The organism is Gordonia sp. NB41Y (assembly GCF_030718915.1).
In the GTDB taxonomy this organism is placed as follows: domain Bacteria; phylum Actinomycetota; class Actinomycetes; order Mycobacteriales; family Mycobacteriaceae; genus Gordonia; species Gordonia desulfuricans.
Genome location: NZ_CP132196.1, coordinates 1,315,811 through 1,340,141 on the forward strand (window position 1 = coordinate 1,315,811; position 24,331 = coordinate 1,340,141).

20 protein-coding genes are annotated in these 24,331 nt (G+C 68.8%); 7 read left to right on the top strand and 13 right to left on the bottom strand.

The genetic code is table 11. The features are described 5' to 3' along the window. Positions 1 to 55 precede the first annotated feature (55 nt). The 7 genes from Q9K23_RS05620 to Q9K23_RS05650 form a co-directional block, all read right to left on the bottom strand. Positions 56 to 1,306: an SfnB family sulfur acquisition oxidoreductase gene (locus Q9K23_RS05620; protein ID WP_053778419.1), complete on the bottom strand. Its 1,251-nt coding sequence runs from the start codon at positions 1,304 to 1,306 to the stop codon at positions 56 to 58. Positions 1,307 to 1,310: 4 nt separating this feature from the next. Beyond that, positions 1,311 to 2,420, bottom strand: a complete 1,110-nt coding sequence (gene sfnG / locus Q9K23_RS05625; RefSeq protein WP_020794095.1) for a dimethylsulfone monooxygenase SfnG — start codon at positions 2,418 to 2,420, stop codon at positions 1,311 to 1,313. Positions 2,421 to 2,634: 214 nt separating this feature from the next. After that, the gene (locus Q9K23_RS05630) at positions 2,635 to 3,312 is read right to left on the bottom strand and encodes a TetR family transcriptional regulator (RefSeq protein WP_053778420.1); all 678 of its coding nucleotides are present in this window, start codon (positions 3,310 to 3,312) and stop codon (positions 2,635 to 2,637) included. Between the two features lie 34 nt (positions 3,313 to 3,346). Continuing rightward, entirely contained in the window at positions 3,347 to 4,330 is a 984-nt protein-coding gene (locus Q9K23_RS05635) for an NADPH:quinone oxidoreductase family protein (protein WP_053778421.1), read from the bottom strand. Between the two features lie 36 nt (positions 4,331 to 4,366). Continuing rightward, complete coding sequence (locus Q9K23_RS05640) at positions 4,367 to 5,140, bottom strand: SDR family oxidoreductase (protein WP_053778422.1); 774 nt, start codon at positions 5,138 to 5,140, stop codon at positions 4,367 to 4,369. A gap of 98 nt (positions 5,141 to 5,238) precedes the next feature. Beyond that, on the bottom strand, positions 5,239 to 8,508 hold the full coding sequence (locus Q9K23_RS05645; protein WP_305950420.1) for a carboxyl transferase domain-containing protein: 3,270 nt from the start codon (positions 8,506 to 8,508) through the stop codon (positions 5,239 to 5,241). A gap of 2 nt (positions 8,509 to 8,510) precedes the next feature. Then, positions 8,511 to 10,232, bottom strand: coding sequence for an AMP-binding protein (locus tag Q9K23_RS05650; RefSeq protein ID WP_305950421.1), 1,722 nt, complete (start codon positions 10,230 to 10,232; stop codon positions 8,511 to 8,513). Positions 10,233 to 10,517: 285 nt separating this feature from the next. Between Q9K23_RS05650 and Q9K23_RS05655 the strand changes: the two genes are divergently transcribed. The 4 genes from Q9K23_RS05655 to Q9K23_RS05670 all read left to right on the top strand — a co-directional run bounded on the left by Q9K23_RS05655 (position 10,518) and on the right by Q9K23_RS05670 (position 14,287). Further along, positions 10,518 to 11,624, top strand: coding sequence for a ferredoxin reductase (locus Q9K23_RS05655; RefSeq protein WP_020791211.1), 1,107 nt, complete (start codon positions 10,518 to 10,520; stop codon positions 11,622 to 11,624). A gap of 1 nt (position 11,625) precedes the next feature. Beyond that, positions 11,626 to 12,810: an acyl-CoA desaturase gene (locus tag Q9K23_RS05660; RefSeq protein ID WP_020791209.1), complete on the top strand. Its 1,185-nt coding sequence runs from the start codon at positions 11,626 to 11,628 to the stop codon at positions 12,808 to 12,810. A 513-nt stretch (positions 12,811 to 13,323) separates the two neighbouring features. After that, the gene (locus tag Q9K23_RS05665) at positions 13,324 to 13,659 is read left to right on the top strand and encodes a hypothetical protein (protein ID WP_020791214.1); all 336 of its coding nucleotides are present in this window, start codon (positions 13,324 to 13,326) and stop codon (positions 13,657 to 13,659) included. Positions 13,660 to 13,786: 127 nt separating this feature from the next. Continuing rightward, on the top strand, positions 13,787 to 14,287 hold the full coding sequence (locus Q9K23_RS05670) for a DUF4395 domain-containing protein (RefSeq protein ID WP_020791215.1): 501 nt from the start codon (positions 13,787 to 13,789) through the stop codon (positions 14,285 to 14,287). Between the two features lies 1 nt (position 14,288). Here the strand turns inward: Q9K23_RS05670 and Q9K23_RS05675 are convergent, their stop codons facing one another. From Q9K23_RS05675 to Q9K23_RS05695, 5 genes are all read right to left on the bottom strand, one after another. Then, complete coding sequence (locus tag Q9K23_RS05675; protein WP_020791213.1) at positions 14,289 to 15,242, bottom strand: Ppx/GppA phosphatase family protein; 954 nt, start codon at positions 15,240 to 15,242, stop codon at positions 14,289 to 14,291. Further along, entirely contained in the window at positions 15,239 to 15,808 is a 570-nt protein-coding gene (locus Q9K23_RS05680; RefSeq protein WP_053778423.1) for a DUF501 domain-containing protein, read from the bottom strand. Before Q9K23_RS05680 ends, Q9K23_RS05675 begins: the two co-directional genes overlap by 4 nt. Positions 15,809 to 15,859: 51 nt before the next feature. Then, entirely contained in the window at positions 15,860 to 16,519 is a 660-nt protein-coding gene (locus Q9K23_RS05685; RefSeq protein ID WP_053778424.1) for a septum formation initiator family protein, read from the bottom strand. 13 nt (positions 16,520 to 16,532) lie between these two features. Continuing rightward, a complete protein-coding gene (gene eno, locus Q9K23_RS05690) occupies positions 16,533 to 17,816 on the bottom strand; it encodes a phosphopyruvate hydratase (protein ID WP_020789567.1) in 1,284 nt (427 codons plus the stop codon). 161 nt (positions 17,817 to 17,977) lie between these two features. Then, on the bottom strand, positions 17,978 to 18,694 hold the full coding sequence (locus tag Q9K23_RS05695) for a lytic transglycosylase domain-containing protein (protein ID WP_053778425.1): 717 nt from the start codon (positions 18,692 to 18,694) through the stop codon (positions 17,978 to 17,980). Positions 18,695 to 19,176: 482 nt separating this feature from the next. Here Q9K23_RS05695 and efeU point away from each other — a divergent pair, with 482 nt between their 5' ends. From efeU to efeB, 3 genes are read left to right on the top strand one after another with little or no spacing between them, the layout of a single operon-like run. After that, positions 19,177 to 20,889 carry an iron uptake transporter permease EfeU gene (gene efeU, locus Q9K23_RS05700; protein WP_082366071.1) on the top strand — a complete coding sequence of 571 codons (1,713 nt, stop codon included), beginning with the start codon at positions 19,177 to 19,179 and terminating at the stop codon, positions 20,887 to 20,889. Continuing rightward, positions 20,886 to 22,076, top strand: coding sequence for an iron uptake system protein EfeO (gene efeO, locus Q9K23_RS05705; protein ID WP_053778426.1), 1,191 nt, complete (start codon positions 20,886 to 20,888; stop codon positions 22,074 to 22,076). The genes efeU and efeO overlap by 4 nt, the downstream gene beginning before the upstream one ends. 34 nt (positions 22,077 to 22,110) lie before the next feature. Then, positions 22,111 to 23,406 (top strand): iron uptake transporter deferrochelatase/peroxidase subunit, encoded by a 1,296-nt coding sequence (gene efeB / locus Q9K23_RS05710; RefSeq protein ID WP_059038348.1) that lies wholly within the window; start codon positions 22,111 to 22,113, stop codon positions 23,404 to 23,406. A 6-nt stretch (positions 23,407 to 23,412) separates the two neighbouring features. Here efeB and Q9K23_RS05715 read toward each other — a convergent pair whose 3' ends face one another. Further along, positions 23,413 to 24,291 (bottom strand): formylglycine-generating enzyme family protein, encoded by an 879-nt coding sequence (locus Q9K23_RS05715; RefSeq protein ID WP_187343587.1) that lies wholly within the window; start codon positions 24,289 to 24,291, stop codon positions 23,413 to 23,415. Between the last annotated feature and the right edge of the window lie 40 nt (positions 24,292 to 24,331).

The following is a 24,331-nucleotide window of genomic DNA, read 5'->3' on the forward strand; positions in this document are numbered from 1 at the left end:
GCGGCCCGCGACGTTCATCGGTTCGGATGACACCGCGCCCGCTCGATGGCGACGGTCAGATGACGCCGTGGATCGGCGGGTTCTCCCCGCGCAGCACGTGCCGCCCGATGTGCTGCACCTTCCACCGCACCGGATCGTGCAGGGTGTGCGTACGGGCATTGCGCCAGAACCGGTCGAGGCCGGTGCCCGCAGCGGCACTGCGGGTACCGCTGACCTCGAACACCGCCGAGGTGATGGAGTTGGCCACCCGATCGGCCACCACCTTCGCCGCGGCCACCGCGAGGGATGCCTCCGCCACGGCCTGCACCGTGTCGTCGGGGGTACCACCGAAACCGGTCGCCCGGTCGACGGCCCGCGCGGCCGCATCGAGGGTGGCCTCGGCGGTCACCAGCTCCACCCCGAGTTCGCCGAAGCGCTGCACCAGCAGTTCGTCGTCGACCGCCCGGCTCACCCCGGCCTCGAACCAGGGCCGCGACCTGGTGCCGACGAACTCGACGGCGGCCGCGAGGGCACCCCGTGCGATGCCGACGTCGATCGCCACATGCAACAGCTGTGCGAACGCCCCGTAACCGGTCGGCCGCGACACCGCTGTGGCACGCTCGACGAGATCGCCGATCGCCACCTCGGCACCGGTCAGTTCGACCGTTCCCGAGCCCGTCGTCCGCTGCCCCAACGCATCCCAGTCGTCGACGACCGCCACCCCGGGGGTGTCCGCCGGGATGAACGCGATGTACTCGCCCGCGGCGAGCTCGTCGTCGCCGGGATGTCTGGCCAGGATCGCGAGGGTGTCGGCGTACAGCGAGCCGGTGGCATAGAACTTCTCGCCGTCGATCCGGAACCGTCCCGGTCCCACCGTGGTCAGGGTGGTGGAGATGTCGGCGATGGTGGCACCACCCCGCTCCGATTGCGCGTTGGCAACCCGGCCACCGGCGAGTACGGACTCGAACTGCTTGCGCGCCAGCTCTTCCGGTGCGGCGAGCCGAAGCAGGTTGAGATACACGAAGTGACTGTGCGGGATCTGCGCGATATTCGGATCGGCCGCGGCCAGGATCGCGATCACGTCGGTGATCACGCTCGGTGCGAGATCGGCGCCACCGAAGGACGCCGGCACCGAGATCGCCAGCAGCCCACTGGCCGACAAGGCGTCGATCTCGGCGAACGGCAGTCGGCGATCGAGGTCACGTGCGGCGGCCCCGGCGGCGAACCGCTCGGCCAGATCCTGTGCGACCAGACGTGCTTGATCGGCCGACTCGATCTGTGCCGCAATCGGTCTCGAACTGTTCTCGGGTGTGGAGGTCACGCTCATCAGACTAGACCGCGGCGACCTGTTCGGCGGCCTCGAGCTCACGCACCAGCGGGAGCACCTTCTCACCGAAGTACTCGATCTCCTCCTGGAAGTGCAGGAAGCCACCGAGCACGAGGTCCACCCCGAGACGCTTGTAGGCGACGATCCGCTCCGCCACCTGCTCGGGGGTACCGATCAGCTGGGTGCGGAATCCGTCGTTGTACTGCACCAGGTCCTCGAAGCTGGAGTCCGCCCACATCCCCTTCTTGTCGCCGGTGGCACTGCCCGCCTGCTGAACTGCGCCGCGGAACCCCTCCACCGCAGGACGATTCGCCTTCTCGATGATCTCGCGGAGGGTGTCGCGGGCCTCGGCCTCGGTGTCGCGGGCGATGATGAACCCGTTGAGGCCGAACCTGACCTCACGGTCGTGGGCACGGGCCACCGACCGCAGATCGTCGAGCTGCTCGGTGACGCCGTCGAAGTCCTTGCCGTTGGAGAAGTACCAGTCGGCGAACCGGCCACCGTTGCTGCGGGCCGCCGTCGAGTTACCGCCCTGGAACAGTTCCGGATTGGGGCGTTCGGGGGTGTTCAGCGGCTTGGGCTTGAGGGTGAAGTCGTGGATGCGATAGAAGTCACCGCGGTAGTCGACGTCGTCCTCGGTCCAGATCTTGCGGATCACCTCGAGGAACTCACCGCTGCGCCGGTAGCGCTCGTCGTGCTCGAGCCACTGCTCGCCGAGGTGGGTGAACTCGTCCTTGAACCAGCCGCTGACCACATTGATGCTGAACCGTCCACCGGACAGGATGTCGGCGGTGGCCCCGAACTTGGCGAGCACGGCCGGATGCCACAACCCCGGGTGCACCGCCGCGATCAGCTTGAGCTTCTGCGTGGCCAGGAGCAGTGCGAGACTGAAACTCGTTGATTCGTGCTGGAACTCGGCGCCGTAGCTGGCCTCGTAGCGGACCTGGGAGAGCGCGTACTCGAATCCGTTGTTCTCGGCGGTCTGGGCGAGCTTGACGTTGTACTCGTAGTCCCAGCTGGTGCGCTGCTCGATGTCACTGGTGACCAGGCCACCCGACACATTGGGCACCCAGTAGGCGAACTTGATCTGATCGGCGATCTTCTCGGTGGACACGTGGACTCCTGACATCGATGAACTGCTCGGTCCGTCACGTCGGCGCCCGGGCGGACGATCGAGGACGCGACAACGCCGGTCAGTGTCACCCGGGAGGCCACGCGCGGCCCACCTTTGAAATCGGGGTGAGGCAAACCCCGCACGCCGACGACGGTCAGGAGGCGACGATCAGAGGCCGGCGGTCAGGTCGCGGCGATCAGGAGCCGGCGGCCACTCACGAATCGGTCGGGCGCCACTGCCCCATCCCGAGGAAGACCATCGCCAGCTGCCGCTGTGCACGCTCGACGATCTCCTGCTCGGCCTGGCGACCGCGGTACTCGCCGTCGAGCAGGTCGGCCACCGCGGTCAGCATGATCGTCACGATCAGGTCGGCGGCGAGTTCGAGGTCCTCGGCATGCCAGTCCGCGAGTGCCGGAAGCCGCGAGATGTCGATGGCGAGCTCACGGGAGAACAGTCGCAGTTCGGTGTCGATGGCCCGCCGGATCTCGGCGACCCCGCCGTGCTGTTCCCGGACCAGGAACCGGAACGCGGCCCGATGCTCGTCGACGTGGGCCAGCAGGATGTCCAGGGACGCCTTGGCCGTGGGCAGGGCCTGGCGGGCCGCGAGGTCGCGCCGGCCGTCCCGCAGTGTGCGGCGCAGGATGCGCATCGAATCCTCGACCAGGGTGACGCCGAGATCTTCCATCGAGGCGAAATGCCGGTAGAACGCGGTGGGCACGATCCCGGCACCGCGGGCGACCTCACGCAGGGAGATACTCGCGAAGCTGCGGTCACCGACCAGTTCGAGGGTGGTGTCGAGCAGCGCCTGCCGGGTGCGGTTCTTCTTGTCGGCCCGCGACTCCGGTTCCGCCGACCCCGCGGTACGCGAGGCGGGGCGGCGGGTCCGGGTCACCGTCGGAGTCTATCGCGGGACGATCTGCCCACGATCAGGGCACGAACACCACGCGGCCGACGGTACTGCCCTCACCGAGGCGGGCCACGCCGTCGGCGACGTCGGTGAGCGCGAGCCGTTCGGAGATCAGCGGCCTCAGGTGGCCCTGCTCGGCGAGCGCGGTGAGTGCGGTGTGACACTCGTCGATGACCGCCGGGTTCTTGAGTTGGTAGAGGCCCCAGTGCAACCCGACGATCGAGTAGTTCTTGATCAGCGCGTGGTTGAGTGCGGGCTGCGGGATGGTGCCACCGGCGAAGCCGATCACCACGATGCGCCCCTCGAAGGCGATGCACTTGGTCGATCCGGCATAGGCGTCGCCACCGACCGGGTCGAAGACGATGTCGGCACCGCGGCCACCGGTGAACTCCTTGACCGCGGCGACGAAGTCGTCGGTGTGCCGGTCCACGACGAGATCGGCACCGAGTTCGGTGGCATACCGGACCTTGTCGGGTCCGCCGACGACGCCGATCACCGTCGCCCCGGCGGCCTTGCCGAGCTGCACCGCCGCACTACCGACACCACCCGCCGCGGCGTGCACCAGCAGGACGTCACCGGCGGCGATCTGCGTGCGCCGGTGCAGGGCGAACCACGCGGTCTGGTAGCCGATGGTCAGCGATGCGGCCTCGGCGTCGTCGAGCGTCGACGGGGCCGCGAACACCGCCTGCTGTTCCATCAGCGCGTACTCGGCGAAGGCGCCGCCCGGCAGGGTCGGGGTGCCGACGACCCGATCGCCGACCGCCGCACGGGTGACCGCCGAGCCGGCCGCCACGACCTCACCGCACAGTTCGACACCAGGGGTGAACGGGAGCGGCGGCTTCACCTGGTACTCCCCGCGACACAGCAGGACGTCGGGGAAGTTCGCCGGTGCGGCAAGCACTTTCACGAGGACCTGATTGTCGCCGGGGGTGGGGTCGGCGACCTCCTCGTAGCGCAGGGCCTCGCGGGGCTGTCCGAGTTCGTGGACGCGCCATGCCTTCATCTGATGCTCCTTCGATGCGATGGGTGGGTGGTTCGGTCAGATCCCGGTGCGGTAGCCGCGGGCGTCGCCGAGGTGCATACCGCCGTCGATCACCATGACCTCGCCGGTCATCCAGGACGACTGGTCGGAGGCGAGGAAGGTGATCGCCGATGCGATGTCGGAGGGCTCACCGATCCGACCGAGTGCGGTCACCCCGGCGACGAGTTCCTCGTGCTCACGCCACAGCGCCTCGGCGAGCTTGGTGCGCACCACGCCGGGGGCGACGGCGTTGACCCGGATCCGCGGCGACAGTTCCAGCGCGAGCTGGCCGGTCAGGTAGATCAGGGCGGCCTTGGATGCGTTGTAGAGGCCGATGTTGGCCTCGTGTGCGAGTCCGCCGATCGAGGCCGTGTTGATCACCGATCCCCCGCCGTTCGCACCCAGGCCGGCCTCGACGGCGAGCGCGGTCCACATCAGCGGCGCCCACAGGTTGACATCCATCACCTTGGCGAATCGGGCATGGTCCTGGGTGATCAGCGGACCGAAGGCCGGGTTGGTCCCGGCGTTGTTGACCAGGATGTCGATGCCGCCGAACCGCTGGACGGTCTGCTCGACGCAGGCGCGGGCCTGGTCCTCCTCGGCGGCATGCGCGGCGATCCCCACGGCCCGCTCGCCGATCTGGGCGGCCGCGGCATCGGCGGCCTCCTGCTTGCGGGAGGTCACCACCACGGTGGCACCGGCGTCGGCCAGTGCCTGCGCGGCGGCCAGGCCGATTCCGCGGGAGGCGCCGGTGACGATCGCGGTCTTACCGGCCAGATCGGGAGCTGCCATGGGTTTCCACCTTTCGTCGGACGATGTGTCCGAGACGTGATTCAGGTCGCCGAGTATTCATAGTTGAATCCGCCGTCATGTTCAAGATCCGTGGTTCGTCACCGACGACGCCGTGCCAGCCTCCGGATCCACGACCGTGACGCCGCCGGGTCGATCACGTCGTCGAGCTCGAAGGTGGTCGCCGCATGCAGCGCGCGCCCTTGCTGATAGGCCTTGGCCACCAGATCGGCGAACAATGCCTCGCGGGCCGCCGGATCGGTCTGCGCCTCCAGTTCCTTGCGGAAGCCGAGCCGGACCGCCCCCTCCAAGCCCATCGGACCGATCTCACCGGTCGGCCAGGCGACGGTGAACTCCGGGGCGTGGAACGAACCACCGGCCATCGCCATCGCACCCAGGCCGTATCCCTTGCGCAGGATGATCGTGCCGAACGGCACCGTGAGCCGTGCCCCCGCGACGAAGAACCGCCCGAACCGGCGCACCGTCGCCTCGTTCTCCGAATCCGGTCCGACCATGAACCCCGGCGTGTCACAGAGGCTGACCAGCGGCAAGCCGTGCGCCTGGCACAGCGTCAGGAACTCGGTGGCCTTGTCGGCCGCCTCGGCATCGATGGCACCGCCCAGATGAGCACTCGAGTTGGCGATCACGCCGTAGGCGACGCCCTCCACCCGGATGAGCGCGGTGACGATGCCGGCTCCGTAACGGGGCTGCAGTTCGAGGACCGAGCCCACATCGGCGATGCTCTCCACGGCGGCGCGGACATCGTAGGCGCGCAGGCGGTTCTCCGGGACCACATGCCGCGCCATCCGCTCGTCGGGCGCCTCCCAGTCGTCGACGTCGCCCTGGAAGTACGCGAGGTAGCGGCGTGCGATGTCCACCGCGTCCGCCTCGTCGCGGGCGGTCACGTGGACCACCCCGTTGCGTTCCTGGACGTCGATCGGTCCGATCTGTTCGGGCCGGAACACCCCGAGGCCGCCACCTTCCACCATCGCCGGACCCCCCATCCCGATGTTGGCGTCCGGCGTCGCGATCAGCACATCGCAGGCACCGGCGAGGGCCGCGTTGCCGGCGAAGCACCGCCCCGAGACCACCGCGACGGTCGGGACCACACCCCGCAGGGCGGCCATCGCACGGAAGGTGCCCACCTCGAGGCCGGAGGCGCCCAGCGCATCGGTGTCGCCGGGACGGCCACCCCCGCCCTCGGCGAACAGGATGAACGGAACCCGTTTGCGCCGGGCCACTTCCATGATCCGGTCGGTCTTGGCATGGTTGCGCATGCCCTGGGTGCCGGCGAGCACGGTGTAGTCATAGGACACCACCGCCACCTCTGCCGCGGCCGCACCGAAGCGGTCGGCACCGACGGTGGCCAGGCCCATGACGAGGCCGTCGGCAGGGGTGTTGGCGATCAGGTCCTCGTCGCTGCGCCGGGTGCGCTGCGCGGCCAGCGCGAGCGCGCCGTACTCGGTGAGACTGCCCGGGTCGATCAGATCGTCGACGTTCTCGCGGGCGGTACGCCGACCGATCCCGTGTCGCTTGGCCACGGCGGCGGGGCGAGCCGCGTCGAGGGTGACGTCGTGCCGGGTGAACACCTCGGCGAGATCCGGGCGGATGTGATCGGGATCGGTGACGGAATCCTCGGCGGTGAGGTCGGCGGCGGTCGCGGGTGCGATCACCGCCAGCGGCGCCCCGGCCGCGACGGCATCGCCGGCAGTGGTGAGCACCCGCACCACACGGCACGAGAACGGCACGGAGACCGCATGTTCCATCTTCATCGCCTCGAGGACGGCGAGTCCGCGTTCGGCGGCGAGTTCGGTTCCGGTGTCGGCGATCTGGACCACCACACCGGCCATCGGCGCGGACACGAGCTGCTCGCCGTCGGCCACCTCGACACTCGCCGGGCGGGCCCCGGCGGAATCGGCGGACCGGTCTGACGTGGACGGCCGGGTGAGTTCCTGCGCCACGACCGACAGGTCCCCGATCCGGGTGGTGAGGTAGTCGGTGGTGACCGGACCCCCGGTGAAGTCGGCGTCGGCGAGGATCGCCCGCAGCAGCCCGATGTTGGTCGAGACGCCCTCGACGACGAACTCACCGAGCGCCGCAGCGGTCTTCGCCGCGGCCACGGTGAGGTCACCGCCGCGGGTGTGCCCGATCACCTTGGCCAGCAGCGAGTCGTAGCGGGGACTGATCGCCAGACCCGGCCTGCCGTAGGTGTCCACCCGGATACCGGGGCCGGTAGGTGCCGAGAAGACCGACAGCACACCGGAATCGGGCACGGTCTGACCGTCGGCGCTGATCGATTCGTTGTTCACGCGCGCCTGGATGGCGACGCCGTCCGCACAGGCTAGGGCACCGTCGACGGTTCCGGCGTGCGCCGTGATCGCCGGCGGGAGGCCGAGGGCGGCGAACGGTGAACCGTCGGCCACCGCGAGCCCCACGGCCACCAGGTCCACCCCGGTCACCTCCTCGGTGATGGTGTGCTCCACCTGGATTCGGGGATTGACCTCGAGGAAGAAGAACCCGTCGTCGGCCACCAGGAACTCCACCGTGGCCAGACCGCGGTAGGGCTGGTCGGCGATCAGGGTGACCGCGGCACGATGCAGTGCGGTCCGCGTCGCGTCGTCGAGATGCGGTGCGGGGGCCACCTCGATCAGCTTCTGGTGTCGCCGCTGCACGCTGCAGTCGCGGTCACCGAGGGCGGCGGCGCGGGTGTGGCCGGCGTCGTCGGCGGCGACCACCTGCACCTCGATGTGGCGGGCCCCGGTACACAGTTGCTCGGCGAACAGCGCCGGGTTGCCGAAGCCCAGTTCGGCCTCCGAGGTACAGGCCCGGAATGCCTCGGCGAGATCGTCACCGGCGCGGACCACACGCATCCCGCGGCCACCGCCACCGGCGACCGCCTTGAGCATGATGCCCGCCGGATGCGCGTGGAGGAACCGCTCGGCCGCCGGCAGGTCGATCCCACCCGCCGTCGCGGCCAGCACCGGCACCCCCGACGCCTCCGCGGCCTTGCGCGCGGCGGCCTTGTCGCCGAAGGTCTCGAGCACCCCCGCCGACGGCCCGACGAAGCGCAACCCGGCGGCGGCGCAGTCCCGGGCGAACCGTGGGTCCTCGCTGAGGAAGCCGTATCCGGGGTGGGCGAGCGTGGCCCCGGTATCGCGGGCGGCGCCGACGATCGCGGCCCGGTCGAGATAGGCACCGGCGCCGGCCGACTCGAGCGCCACCGCGACGGTGGCCGCGCCGACATGCGGCGCATCTGCGTCGTCGGAGGCGTGCACGGCCACGGTGCGATAGCCGAGTTCGGTTGCGGTGCGGATGATCCGGAGTGCGATCTCACCGCGGTTGGCCACCAGGACGGTCTGCCGGGTCGGCATGATCACACCTCCGCCGCAGTCGCCGCCGGGGCGTCGACCTTGCCGAACAGGTCGCCCTTGCGGACCTTGCCGGTCGCCGTCATCGGCAGCGTGTCGAGGATCTCGATCTCGGGGACCTTGTAGCCGGCCATGTTGTCCCGGGCCCAGGCGACGATCTCCTCGGCCGCGGCCGCCGAGCCGGCGGCCAGCTCGACAAAGGCGAAGGCCACCTGGCCGCGGGCGGGGTCGGGTTTGGGGACCACCGCGGCCCGCTCGACCGCCGGGTGCAGCATCAGCAGCGCCTCGACCTCCGAGGGGAACACGCTCATGCCGTTGGTCTTGATCATCTCCTTGTTGCGGGCGAGGTAGTGCACCGCGCCCTCTTCGCTGAACTTCCCGACGTCGCCGGTGTGGAGCCACCCGCCCCGGAGGGTCTCGGCGGTCGCCTCGGGATTGCGGTGGTATCCGGTCATCACCGACGGGCTGCGCAGGATGATCTCGCCCTCCTCGCCGAGCGGGACCGGCGCACCGTCGGCGTCGACGATCAGGATGTCGGTGCCGGGGACGGGCAATCCGCAGAAGACCGGTTCCTTGTCGAGGTCGCGGTCGTCGTCGGCGAAGCCGAGGGTGATGGTGTCGGCGGTGTGCGTCTCGGTCATGCCATAGGCACCCTCGCGCAGCGTCGCACCGGTGGCCGCCCGCCAGCGTGCCCGAATCCCCTTGTCCAGCTTGAGGACGAAGGACACCGCCAGCGGCGAGGTGAGCGAGCCGAGATCATGGTCGGAGAAGTCGTCGCGGTCCATCAGCTCGACGTAGTTGTCGACGGTGCCGATCATGGCGCCGACCTGATGACGGGGCACCGCATCGAGCACCACCTCGGCGTCCCAGCGGGTCAGCAGCACGGCCGTGCCACCGTTGATCAGCGGGATCAGGATGCCGAAGTCCTCACCCGCGATCCAGAACACCGGCAAGAACACGAGCACGGTGAGCGGGTCCTCACCCACCTGGTGGCCCATCGCGACGGTGGCGGTCGCAGCGGTGTAGACCATGTGGCGCTGGGTGTGTTCGCATCCCTTGGGCATGCCGGTGGTGCCGCCGGTGTAGTTCAGCGCGGCGAGCGCATCGGGATCGGTCGCCACCGCCTCCGCGCGCGACGCCGACATGATGGTGTGCCAGTCGCTGCCCGACGGATCGGCGATCGGGAACGGTGCGCCGGTCGCATCCGGGGTGAGCATGTCGGACATGTCGGTGGTGGCCACCACGCGCAGCGGCGTGCGCTCACGCACCAGGGAGACCAGCGGTGCCAGGGCGGGCATCGTGAGGATCACGGTGACGTCGGCATCGGAGAGTTCGTGGACGAGTTCGTGTTCGCGCAGCATCGGATTCACCGGGACGTGGACGGCGCCGGCCTTGAGGATGCCGAGCATCGCGATGGAGAACTGCGGACAGTTGCCGAGGTGGACACCCACCCGGTCCCCCGCCGCGACGCCGTTGTCCCGTAGCCATCCGGCGAAGCGATCGGAGTACGCGTCGAACTCCGCGTAGCTGATCTCGCGCCCGTAGAAGGCGATCGCGGTGCGATCGCCTGCCACCGCGGCCCAGTGCCGGAGGTGGTCGACCAGGCCCATCGTCTCGATCGGGTAGTGCACTTCTCGCGGCACCTGCGCGGGCCAGTTCCGTTGCTGCACCTCACGGATCTCCGTCAGTGCGTCCTCGAGTCGCTGCAGCGCCGCGTCGGTTGTCATCTGCTCCCAATCCCTTTCGGTTCCCACCTGCCCGCCCGCACCGATCTCGCACATCACGGCCGGGGCGCGTTCGTGAGCCACCTTACACACGAACTTGAACATGAGTTCAGCTCCATACCGGGCGGATGACGGCAGTCGACACCACATGTGACCCACACCACACAGCGGCGATGCGGGTGACACACTCGGCGATATCCGCACCCTTGACACCCATCCGCGGCCCCCGTGGCACACTGTCGGAGTACACATGTACACCGAATCACGCCCAACGAACGGAGCCAGCCCATGAGCATCCGCCTTCCGGACGTCGTGACGTCCTTGGTCGAGGCGACCATGTCGCCGCATCCGGTCGACCGCTACCTCGAGCTGATCGATCCGCGGCTCACCTGGCGCGACCTACGCGCCACCGTCACCCGCGTCGAGCACCCCACACCCCGCACCGTCCGTCTCACCCTGGCCCCCACCCGACGGTGGCGTGGCCACGAGGCCGGACAGTTCGTGCAGCTCAGCGTCGTCGTCGACGGTGTTCGTCAGACCCGCTGCTTCTCCCCTGCCAACGCGAGCGACGGCGCCGACGGCACCGTCGAGCTCACCGTCACCGCCAATCAGAGCGGTGGCGTGTCCGACCACCTGCGTACCCACGCCCGGGTCGGCGACGTCTACGGACTGTCCCAGGCCACCGGTGAGTTCGTTCTTCCCGACGCCGGAGTCCGCACCCCGGTGTTCATCAGCGGCGGCAGTGGGATCACACCTGCCATGTCCATGCTGAGAACACTTGTATCGAATCGGTACAGCGAGCCGATCACCTTCGTCCACTACGCCCGAACGCCCGCCGACGTCGCCTATCGGGCCGAACTGACCGCCCTGGCCGCGGTGAACCCCGCCATCGATCTCCGGATCCACTACACCCGCAGTGCCGCACGCGGGATCGGCGAGGGGGCCACGATCGGCGGCCACTTCACCCCCGAGCACCTCGACGGCATCACTGCCGCCGACGACGCGGATGTGTTCGTGTGTGGACCGCAGACACTGATGGACTCCGTCGGCGCCCACATCGAATCCGCCCGCCCGCACGCCCGCATCCACACCGAGGCGTTCACCCTCGCGGTCCCGGCGCCGATCGATCCCGACCGGCCGGTATCCGGTGAGGTGGCGTTCACGCGCTCGGGGCGCACCGTGGCCAACGACGGCCGCACGATCCTCGACCAGGCCGAATCGGCCGGGCTGCACCCGGAATCGGGCTGCCGTATGGGGATCTGCTTCTCCTGCACCGCCGTCAAGAAGTCCGGCACCACCCGCAACGTCCTGACCGGCGAGACCCACTCCGAACCCGACTGCCGAATCCAGTTGTGCATCAACGCACCTGTCGGCGACATCGACATCGAGGTATGACATGACCACGAAGACCCTGAGCCCCCAGAGCCCGTCCCCGCTGACGTCGGGCACCGACAACGCCGATCCCAACACCGTCGTCCTCTCCTACGAGCAGGTCGAACAGCTCGGCCGCGATCTGGACGAGATCCGGGCGCGCGTCGTCGCCGATCTCGGCACCCGCGACCGCGAATACCTCTATTCGGTGATCCGCGCCCAGCGCGGACTAGAGGTGGCCGGCCGCGCGCTGTTGTTCGTCGGGTTCTTCCCGCCCGCATGGCTCGCCGGTGTCGGCGCGCTGTCGGTGTCGAAGATCCTCGACAACATGGAGATCGGCCACAACGTCATGCACGGCCAGTACGACTGGATGCGCGAGGACACCTACAACTCGCGCGAATTCGAGTGGGACACGGTCTGTCCCGCCGATCAGTGGAAGCACTCCCACAACTATCTGCACCACACCTTCACCAACATCATCGGCGAGGACCGTGACATCGGCTACGGCGTCCTGCGCATGGCGCGTGACCAGAAGTGGAACCCCTACTACCTCGGGAACCTCGGTTATGCGACCGCATTGATGCTGCTGTTCGAGTGGGGCGTGATGCTGCACGATCTCGAGGCCGAGAACATCGTCGCGGGCAAGCGACGGTGGTCCGACATCAAGGGACTCGTGAAGGGCATGTGGCGCAAGGCCAGTCGTCAGGTCCTCAAGGACTACGTCGTCTTCCCCGCCTTGAGTGGCCCGATGTTCCTGCCCACCCTGCTGGGCAACGCCACCGCCAACCTGGTCCGCAACGTGTGGGCGTACTCGATCATCTTCTGCGGCCACTTCCCCACCGGTGCACAGACATTCACCTCCGAGGAATGTGTCGACGAGACCCGCGGCCAGTGGTATCTGCGGCAGATGCTGGGTTCGGCCAACATCACCGGCAGCCGGCTGTTCCACATCATGAGCGGCAACCTGTCGCATCAGATCGAACATCACCTGTTCCCCGACATCCCCGCCAGCCGCTACCCGGAGATGTCCGAGGAGGTCCGGAAGGTGTGCGACCGCCACGGACTGCCGTACAACACCGGGCCCCTGCACGCCCAGCTCGCCTCCACCTGGACGAAGATCGCCAAACTGTCGCTACCCAATTCGATGACCCGCGACGACGACGATCTCACCGTCATCGTCGAGCGCACCCCCTCCGCCCGCACCGCCTGAACCGGTGATCTGACGAGCGACGTCGAAACCTCTGCTGGTTGCGCCGGGTGACGATCCCCTTCCGAGGTGGTCACCACCCGGCCCCGGCCGACAGAGGTTTCGACACGCGTCGTCGCTGCGCTCCTCGCGGCTCAACCACCGAGCCACGCACGGTACGCGACGACGAAGCCGGCGCAAACCAACACCGGGCGCCGTCGCCTGTCTGGACTGACGAAGAGCGAGGGAGCTTGCGACCGAGGCGATGAGGAGGGAAGACGGGTGGTAAGGCGCACGGTACGCGACGACGGAGTCGGCGCAAACCAACACCGGGCGCCGTCGCCTGTCTGGACTGACGAAGAGCGAGGGAGCTTGCGACCGAGGCGATGAGGAGGGAAGACGGGTGGTAAGGCGCACGGTACGCGACGACGGAGTCGGCGCAGACAAGCACAGACAAGCACCCTCGCCTGTCAACGCTCTATCCTGGGTACCGCCCGTGCTGCACCCCTTCTCGTAGGACAAGGAAGCTGATCGGACATGGTCGATCGCATCGAACGCAACAAGGACATCATCCAGGAGCTCGTGGAGTCGACGGCCACACATGTGGGCCAGATCGCCTCGATCATCACGACGGCGGTCGCCGATGTCGCCCGCGAGGTGGGTGAGATCATCACCGACGGTTTCGAGATGCGCGAGGCGGCGCGTCGTGCCGGCGCCGACAGTGCCACCGTGATCGATGCCGAGTTGGTGTCGGATGACGCCGTCGACGAGATCGAGCCCGAGTTCGACGAGTTCACCGGGGCCGAGGCGCTCTCGGAGATCAATCTCGAGGCCGTGATGGAGGCTCCGGTCACTCCCGCCGACACCGAGTGACCGGCCGGCGGGGAGCACCGGCTGCCCGGCGTCGCCAGACTTTTGCCTGGGGTGAGTTCAATCTTTGCCGTGCCTGTGATCGGCGCGTAGGTTCGTGCTGATCTGGACACGACTGTAGGAGGATCACGTGTCGGCGAGCTCGGTGTTCACCTTTCCCAATCCGGTCAACGACTACGCTGCCCGGTCGACGGCCGGCCTGGTCGTGGCGCTGGCGATCGTGACCATCGTGGTGAACCATTGGGCGCTCTACGCGCTGGTGGCGATCGGGTTCTTGCTGCGTGTCCTGTCCGGGCCGCGGTTCTCGCCGTTCGGTCAGCTGTCTGTGCGGGTGATCGCACCGAAGGTCTGGCGGAAGACCAAGCTGGTGCCCGGGCCGCCGAAGCGTTTCGCACAGGGCATCGGGTTGGTGGTCTCCACCGTTGCGCTGATCTTGAGCGTGCTCGGCTTCGGTCCGGCCGCACAGATCGTGCTCGGTGTGCTCGTCGTCGCCGCCACCCTGGAGTTCGCCCTCGGATTCTGCTTGGGCTGCACTGTTTTCGGGTTCTTGCAGCGGCGGGGCATCATCCCCGAGACGGTGTGCGAGGCGTGCAACAACATCTCGTTGCGCAGCCCCGCACACACGGGCTGAGTCAGTCGAGCAGACCCAGGGCGAGCCCGTCGAGGATGTCGTGCTCGCTGACCACGAGTTCGGTGATGCCCGCCCGCTCGGCAAACTCGCGGGCCAGTTCCATCGCCACCAGCGATCCGCCGCCGATGACGTCCACCCGGCCCGGATGCATCGGCCCGAGGGCGGCACGCTCGGCGCGGGTCATCCGTACCAGCCGCCACCCGATGTCGTCGAGATCGGTATGCGAGATCCGCGACAGGTGGATCACCTCCGACCGGTATTCGTCGAGGCCTGCGGCCAGCGCCGACAACGTGGTCAGGGTGCCTGCCACCCCCACCCAGGTCCGCGCCCCGGCCACCGGGACCGCCGCGAATGCCTGCGCCAGCCGGCCCCGGATGAATTCCTGGGCGTCGGCGATCTCGGCGTCGGTGGGCGGGTCGGACGGTAGGGCACGTTCGGTGACGCGGACGCATCCGACGTCGGCGGAGTATGCCGCTGACACCCCTGTCGCATCACCGACGACGACCTCGGTGGAGCCGCCGCCGAGGTCGGTCACCACGAACGGTCCGGCGGCGGCGTCGAGTTCGCCGACGGCGCCCCGGAACGACAGCCGCGCCTCCTCGTCGCCGGTGATCACCTCGGCCAGGGCACCGGCCACCACCTTGCCGAGCAGGGTCGCCGTCATGTCGAAGAACTCGTCGCGGTTGGATGCGTCACGGGTGGCCGAGGTGGCGACCATCCGGACCCGTTCCGCCCCGGCGTCGACCATCATGTCGACATAGTCGGCGAGGGCGGCGCGGGTGCGTTCGATCGCCTCGTCGGCGAAACGCCCGGTCGCGTCGACGCCCTGACCGAGCCGCACGATCCGCATCTCGCGGTGGATCTCGGCGAGCGGTCCGTGTTCACCGTCGACGGCCCGGGCGATGAGCAGTCGGATCGAGTTGGTGCCGCAGTCGACGGCGGCGACGACGGTCACTGCTCGGCCTCGCCGGTGGGGTCCGCTTCACCGGTGGTGTCCGGCGCACTCTGACCGGCGGCCGGCGGAAGCCGGTCGGGCCAGTCGGCCGGCACCGCGATGCCGCGCAGGCCCGCCGCCGCGGCCAGCGCCACGGACTCGTCACCGAACGGGTTGAGCCCGGGCCCCTTGGCCAGTGCGTGCGCGATCAGCACGTGCAGGCATTTCACCCTGTCGGGCATGCCGCCACCGGTGAAGTCGGTGCCCAGCGATTCGATCGCATCGCGCTCGGCCAGATAGTCCTCGTGGGCGCGGCGGTAGTCGGCGGCCAGCTGCGGGTCGGTGGCCAGTCGCGCTGTCATCTCCTTCATCACCCCGGCCGATTCCTGTCGGCTGGCCTCGGCGGTCAGCCGCGGGTCGGTGAGGTAGTACAGCGTGGGGAACGGGGTGCCGTCCGGAAGGCGGGGCCGGGTCTTGATGACCGCGGGAAGCCCGTCGGGGGTGCGGTAGCTGACCTCGATCACGCCGCGGGGCTCACGCCCGAGCTGGGCGGTCACCACTGCCAGATCGTCCTCGGAGATGCTCACGGATGCACAACACTAGTCGGTGCCGCCATCGTGGTCACGTCGGTCCGCCCCTCACTCGGGTGGCGTGGCGACGGTCTCCCACAAATTGGTGTACCAGGGGTTGTGCGCATGCTCCTCGGCGCGCTTCTGCGCGGCCTCCCGCTCGGCGTCACCGGGATACATCATCACCAGCGGGGTCTCCCCCGGGCGGACGAACTGAAGGCGTTCGCGCGCCTGGGCCTCCACATAGGCGGGATCGCCCTGCTCGTTGACCTTCTGCTGGTAGTAGGCGACCTGCTCGCGCAGCTTCGCATTCGATGCGGCGAGCTGCTCGGCCTCGGAGTGGCCCGCATAGTAGTTGCGCAGCGGCACCGCGAGGGTGACCGCGACAAAGGCCACCACCACCACTGTGACGACGAGGACCAGGGCCAGCGGCCGTTTGCTGTCGAGCCCGCGGACGCGCTCGGCCAGCGAGGGACGCCGACGCCGGGCGCGCGCTGTGCGGCCACCCGTCCGTGCTGCCGGACGTGGTTCGACGACCTCGTCGGGATCGATGCCGTCGACGACGTCGAGGTCGGACTCGTGGATCTCCTGCTCGCCGGTCTCGATCACCGAGACCGCGGGACGGCGGGAGGGTTCGGCATGACGACGAGGGGCGCGTCGGGCACGCTCGGTGGATCGTGTGTCACGAACCGACCCGCCTGCCCGTCGTCGCCCCTCGCGTTGTGCCATGGGTTCTAGCTAATCACGAACCAAACGAGAACCGCGGGAAGGCGAGGTCACCGGCGTAGCGTGCCGCATCACCGAGGCCCTCCTCGATGCGCAGCAGCTGGTTGTACTTGGCCACGCGCTCGCTACGGGCCGGCGCACCGGTCTTGATCTGGCCGCAGCCACAGGCGACGGCGAGGTCGGCGATGGTGGTGTCCTCGGTCTCACCGGACCGGTGGCTCATCATCGTCTTGTAGCTGTTGTTGTGGGCCAGGGCCACCGCGTCGAGGGTCTCGGTGAGGGTGCCGATCTGGTTGACCTTCACCAGCAGCGCGTTGGCGATGCCCTTGGAGATGCCCTCCTCGAGCCGCTCCGGGTTGGTGACGAACAGGTCGTCACCGACGAGCTGCACCTTGTCACCGATGGCCTCGGTCAGCTTGGCCCAGCCGGCCCAGTCGTCCTCGGACAGACCGTCCTCGATCGAGACGATCGGGAAGTCGGCGATCAGCTTCTCGTAGAACGGCACCATCTCGTCGGAGCTGAACTCCTTGCCCTCGAGCTTGTAGACGCCCTGGGAGAAGAACTCGGTGGACGCGGCGTCGAGCGCGATGACGACGTCACGGCCGAAGGTGTAGCCGGCCTTCTCGACGGCCTCGCCGATCACCGAGATCGCGGCCTCGGTGTGCGGCAGATCGGGCGCGAATCCGCCCTCGTCGCCGAGCGCGGTGTTCAGACCCTGCTTGTGCAGCACGGTCTTCAGGTGGTGGTAGACCTCGGCGCCGCAGCGCAGGGCCTCCTTGAAGCTCGGGGCGCCGACCGGCGCGATCATGAACTCCTGGAAGTCGATGCCGTTGTCGGCGTGCTCGCCGCCGTTGATGATGTTCATCATCGGCACCGGCAGGATGTGCGCGTTGGGTCCGCCGATGTAGCGGAACAGCGGCAGGTTGGCCGCCTCCGCGGCGCCCTTGGCCACGGCGAGGGAGACACCGAGGATGGCGTTGGCACCGATCCGGCTCTTGTCGGAGGTGCCGTCGCAGTCCAGCAGGGCCTGGTCGACGAGGCGCTGCTCTTCGGCGTCGAGACCGATCACCGCGGGGGCCAGCTCACCGAGGACACCCTCGACGGCATTGGTGACGCCCTTGCCGAGGTAGCGCTCGCCACCGTCACGCAGCTCCACGGCCTCGTGCTCACCGGTGGAGGCGCCCGACGGCACTGCGGCCCGGGTGAACGTACCGTCGTCGAGCACGACCTCCACCTCGACCGTCGGGTTGCCCCGCGAGTCGAGGATCTCGCGTGCGCCAACCTGTTCGATGATTGCCACGATGAAGCCCCTTCGATGGACGGGTCGGCGTATCTGCGCGCCGACAGGTACGGGTCAAAGCCTAGGGCATGACGGCGCGGCGGTCCCGTCGGCATGTGACCTGGTGGTCACCGCCCGTCCCCGACACGCCGTCAGGTCTCGTGACCGGGCGTCGGGGACGCTCAGAATCGGACGTTCACCGAGTAGGCGTTGGCATGATCGCGCACGTCGAGAACGTAGGACATCGAGTTGTTGTAGACCATGACGGCCTTCTCCCATCCCTGCGCGGTGGTCATGTCCCCGCCGGAGGAGACGCACAGGTACCGGGCCGCCGACAGCGCGGCGTCGTCGATGTTGTCGGGATCGGCCTTGCCGTCCCCGTTGGCGTCGACGCCGTACCGCTGCCAGGTCTCCGGGATGAACTGGAAGGGGCCCATCGCACGGTCATGGGTGGTGTCGCCGTCGAGCTTTCCGCGGTCGGTGTCGGGGATCTCCAGGTTGCCGCGGGTGCCGTCGAGCGGGACACCGCGGATCGCCGGCGACACGTCACCGTTGTCGGCGACCTTCGCACCACGGTAGGTGCCGTGTTTGCTCTCCACCCCGGCGATCCCGGCGAGCGTGGTCCAGCCGATCCCGCATTCGGGGTGCTGCTGACGCTGGATCTCGGCGGCATTGCCGTATGCCTCCAGGGACACCAGCGGTATCCCGGTGCCCTCGGAGATCGGTTCGGCCCAGGCCCGCATCAGTTCCGCGGTACGGCCCGGGGAGTTGATGTCGATGTAGGGCTGCGGCACTCCCATCGCGGGCGGGATGCCGTCGGGGATGTCGGGCCGCTCGTTGGACGGCAGGTCCAGGCAGCTGGTCAGGGTGATCGATCCGACCACTCCGGTCACCGCCATCAGGACCGCTCGACGGATCCGACGTTCTCCCCTACCCGAACGCACCCGTATCACCTTTCGACTCCGCCATCCGGACACCCGGACGCCGCACCACATGTCCCCGGAGTATCCGCCGGTCCACCCGTGGACCGGCACAGCGACATACCTTCGCACATCCGGGGTGCCGGATCCCAAATCTTCCGGGTCGACGTAGACACAACTGTCCATCCCCCCCGGCGGTTCCCGGCGCACAGGACTACTGTGATCGGTTAGCCTCACCACACCATCCGCCCACTGTGGCGGTGTCGGCGGAGGCCGATAACCGAGAGAGCACGCATGGACACGACCGTCACGGGCATCACGCCCCCGGTGTCCGCGACCGGGACCGCGGAATCCGTGCTGGCGCGCACTCCGCGCGATTCTGACATTTCCGGCGATTCGGGTGCGGCACAGCGTGGCCACCGAGTCGTCACCCCATTCGTAGGAAAAGCGGTGAACGCCTGATGCTGGCCACCTTCATCATCGGACTGCGCGAAGGGCTCGAAGCCGCCTTGATCGTCGGCATCATCGCCGCCTTCCTGCGCCGCCAGAACCGCACCGACGCCTTGCGCTGGATGTGGATCGGCGTGGGTGTCGCGATCACGATCTGCGTCGCCGTCGCCGTCGGACTCGAGATCCTGTCCCAGGATCTCCCGCAACGCCAGCAGGAGATGCTGGAGACGGTGATCGGTGTCGTCGCGGTCGCGATGGTCACCTACATGATCGTCTGGATGCGCAGGCACGCACGCGATCTCAAGGGCGATCTCGAATCCGCGGCGGCGGAGGCGATGGACGACGGGTCGGCCATCGCGTTCGCCGTGATGGCATTCCTGGCGGTCCTGCGCGAGGGCCTGGAGACCTCGGTCTTCCTCGTGGCCGCCTTCAACTCGTCGCAGAACGCGTTGCCGTCGGCGACCGGTGCGGTGCTCGGGATCGCGGTGTCGGTGGCGTTGGGCTACGGCATCTACCGCGGCGGTGTGCGGATCAACCTGTCGCGCTTCTTCACCGTCACCGGCGCACTGCTCGCCCTGGTCGCCGCCGGACTGGTGATGACCGCGCTGCGCACCGCCCACGAGGCGGGCTGGCTCGACGTGGGCCAGCAGCAGGTCGTCGACCTCACCTGGCTGGTCCGTCCCGGCACCGTGCAGGCATCACTGATCACCGGCGTCCTCGGTATCCCCGCCAAACCCGTCCTGATCGAGGTCCTCGGGTGGGCGATCTACCTCGTCGTGGTCGGCACCGTGGTGCTCTGGCCGGCGAGCCGCCCCTTCCCGCGCCGCGCGGTCGGTCTGGTGACCGCAGCGCTGGCCGGACTGTCGGCGATCGCCGCCCTCGTCACCTTCCTCACCGCACCCGCGGCACCCGACGGCGCCGGCACGCGCACCCTCGACGCCGCGATCACCACCGCCCCGCAGTCCAGCGGCATCCTCACCGGCCTCACCGCCCGCGCCCCCGAGCACGTGGCCGTCACCCTCGACTCCACCACCGTCGACTCCACCGCCGCGGCCACGGGGAACGCCGGGAGCACCGCGACCGGGTCGCTGACCACCGACGGTGTGACCACCGCGCTGCCGGCGATGACCGGTGGCGCCACCACCCCGGTCGGCACCATCGCCGCGCCCACCTATCACCAGGTGGTCGTTCCCGACCTGCCGATCGAACAGATCGTCCCCGGGGCCCCGCAACGGGTGACTCTGCCGCAGATCGCCGCGGCCAACGGCGGCCGGCTGCCGGTGGGTCTCGATCCCCGCAAGTTCGGCGACACCGCACCGGTGATCTATGCGGTCAGCGCCGACGTCACCGTCTCGGTGGACCCCGACTTCGCCACCCCCCTGGCCACCGAGGTGTCGTATGCGGTGACCGCAACGGTCACCCCGGCCAGCGGGGCGGCCGCCGTGCTCGGCAAGGTCGCCACGTTCACCGCCGCACATCAGGCCACCGCCGCCGACCTCGCAACCGTCGAGGATGCCAAAGACCAACAGCAGGCCCACGACTCCCGGACCGTGACCATCCCGGTCACGCTCCTGGTGCTCGCCGCCCTGCTCGCTGTGGCCTCAGCGATCCTGCTGTGGCCTCGACGTCGTCCGGACGTACCGGTCGATCCGGGGACACCGGTCCCCGAACCAGAACCCGCCGTCACCGAACGGCCGTTGGAGAAGAAGGAGAACACCCGATGAGGGCACGCCGAGTTGTCGCCGTAGGGGCGACCGCAGTGGCCATCGTAGGTATCGCCGCGTGTGGCAGTGACGACGACAGCTCGTCGTCGGGCGACACCAAGACGGTCAAGGTCGAGATGACCAACGACGGCTGCAAGGTGACCCCGGACAAGGTCGACGCCGGAGCCATCACCTTCGAGATCTCCAACACCGATGCCGCCGCCGTCAGCGAGGTCGAGCTGCTCAAGGACGGCAAGATCCTCGCCGAGCGCGAGAACATCGCCCCCGGTATGACCGCCACCTCCTTCTCCCACAAGCTCGACGGCGGCGAATACCAGATCTACTGCCCCGGCGCGACCAACGAGAAGACCACCTTCACCGTGTCCGGCCAGGCCGTGCAGGCCACCGGCACCGTCGCAGACCAGCTCGCCGCCGCGGCGAACGAATACAAGCAGTACGTCATCACCCAGGTCAACGGACTGACCGATGCCACCACCGTGCTCGTCGATGCGGTCAAGGCCGGCGACGTCGCCGCCGCCGAGGACGCCTACATCAAGGCCCGCCCCTTCTACGAGCGCATCGAGCCGATCGCAGGCGCCTTCTGCGCCAACGGAGCCGAGGACTGCTCGGACAACAATGCCGTCAACCTCGACGTCGCGATCGACGCCCGCCCCGACGCCCTCGGCCCCACCGCCAAGTGGACCGGTTTCCACGTGCTGGAGAAGCAGCTGTGGGAGGCCGGCAACCTCGACGGCATGACCCCGGTCGCCGAACAGTTGCTGACCAACGTCAAAGAACTGCAGCAGCTGGTCAACGAGCCGACCTTCGAGGTCAAGCCCGCCGACATCATCAACGGCGCAGGCGATCTCCTCGACGAGGTGTCCACCAGCAAGCTGACCGGCGAGGAGGAGGCGTACTCGCACATCGACTTCGTCGACATGTACGCCAACATCGAGGGCAGCCAGCAGGCGTTCGCCATCGTCAAGCCGGCGCTCAACCAGATCGACCCGCAGCTGACCACCACCATCCAGCAGGCCTTCGACAAGGTCACCGAGCTCATCGACTCCTTCCGGGATCCCAACGGTCCCGGCGGATTCAAGAGCTTCGACCAGGTGTCGCCGGAGCAGAAGCGTGAGATGGCCGCCGCCATCATCGCCGTCAAGGACCCGCTCTCGCAGGCCGGCGGCAAGATCGCGGCCGCGAGCTGACCCGACACCGACCCCCTTCGCCGAGAGAACTCCCATGAGCACCACCGACACGCCAGAAACCCACCCCGAGCCCGACGGGCCACGGGTCGATCGTCGCCGTTTCCTCGCCGGCGTCGGCCTGGCCGGGGCAGGTCTGGCCGTCGGTGGTGCCGCGGGCGCCGGCATCGGCTATGCCGCCGCCTCCGGCGGCACCGACACCGACGCCGAGGTGGAGCCGTTCTACGGCGAGCACCAGGCCGGAATCATCACCCGCCAGCAGAATTCACTGGTCTTCGCCGCCTTCGACCTCAAGGACTCGGCCACCGTGCCGTCGGTGCAGACGATGCTCGCCCGGTGGGCGGCGGCGGCCAGCCTGCTCACGCAGGGCAAACCGGTCGGCCCCGTCGAGAGCCGCCCGATGACCCCGCCCGCCGACACCGGTGAGGCCTTCGACCTCGGCGCACACCGGCTGACCGTCACCGTCGGATTCGGTCCGACGTTCTTCGACGACCGGCTGGGCCTGCAGGACAAGCGTCCGGCCGCCCTGCAACCGTTGGGGCAGCTGGCCACCGACACCACCATCGACCCGACGATCAGCGGCGGCGACGTGTGCGTCCAGGCCTGCTCCGAGGATCCGCAGGTGGCCTTCCACGCGATCCGCAACCTCGCCCGCATCGGCCGCAACGTGGTGACGTTGCGCTGGCTGCAGGAGGGATTCGGACGCGCCTCGGCGACCAGTACCTCCCAGGTGACCCCCCGAAACCTGTTCGGGTTCAAGGACGGTACCGCCAACATCAAGGCCGAGGAGCCCGCCGTCGCCGGTGAATGGGTGTGGGTGGGCGACGAGACCGACCAGGACTGGATGAAGGGCGGCAGCTACCTCGTCACCCGCAAGATCCGCATGCACATCGAGGCATGGGACTCCGACGACATCACCGACCAGGAACGGATCTTCGGGCGGGTCAAGGAGTCCGGCGCGCCGCTGTCCGGTGGCGACGAGTTCGCCACCCTCGACTTCACCGCGAAGACCGACGGGCAACCGGCCATCCACCCGTTCTCACACGTGCGCCTGGCCCACCCCGACAACAACGGCGGCGCCCAGATCCTGCGGCGCGGCTACAACTACACCGACGGCATCGACACCCGCACCGGCACGCTGGCGGCCGGACTGTTCTTCATGGCCTACCAGAAGAACGCGCACGAGCAGTTCGTCCGAATCCAGAACAACCTCGCGCAGGACGCGATGAACGAGTACGTCTCCCCGATCTCGAGTTCCCTGTGGGCGATCGGCCCGGGGCTGTCCAAGATCGGCGACTGGTACGGCAAGACCATGCTGGGGAACACCCCGTAGCACGGATCAGGTCACCGATACCGTTGCCGCCGTCCGGAATCCGATGTTTCCGGCCGAGGTGTCCGGCCCGTTGTGCGAGCGAGCGGCCACCCGGTAGCGGCGACAGTAGGAGTCGTGACAGAGGTGACTGCCCCCGCGCAACACCCGGGCACTGCCACGGCGCGCGCCGGTCGGATCGGTCACCGACGCCGCCGTCGGGTCCGTCCGGTAGGTGCGCACACCGAATCGGTCGGCGCACCACTCCCAGACGTTGCCCACCGCCTGGTAGAGCCCGTATCCGTTGGGGGCGAACGACCGCGCCGGCATCGTTCCCACCACATCGTCCGGGGCGTCGGGGAAGGTGCCGCGAAAGATGTTGCACCGCATATCCCCTGCGCTCGGATACTCGTCACCCCACGGGAACCGCGCGCCGTCGAGTCCGCCGCGGGCCGCGTACTCCCATTCCGCCTCGGTGGGCAGCCGACGGCCCGCCCACACGCAGTACGCCTGTGCATCATGGTGGGAGACGTGGACGACGGGATGATCGCCGAGGCCGTCGAGAGTGCTCGCCGGCCCGAACGGCCGGTCCCATCGGGCACCGGGCACATCGGCCCACCACGGGATGCCCGGGACGCGGGCGGGTCGCACATCCGGGTCCCCGGACCGCACGGCCGACGCGAACACCGCGGACGACCCGAACCGTTCGGCGTCGGTGACGTACCCGGTGTCGGCGACGAAGGCGGCGAACGCGGCATTGGTCACCGTGGTCACGTCGATGTCGAAACCCGACACCATGACCTCGTGGACGGGCACCTCGCCGTCGGTGCGGTATCCCTCGTCGAAGGCATCGCCCATCCGGAACCGGCCCGCGGGTATCCGCACCGAGTCGATCGGGTGCGTTCCCATGCCGCCACCGGTGTCCCGGTCGGCACTCCCCACGGGAGGG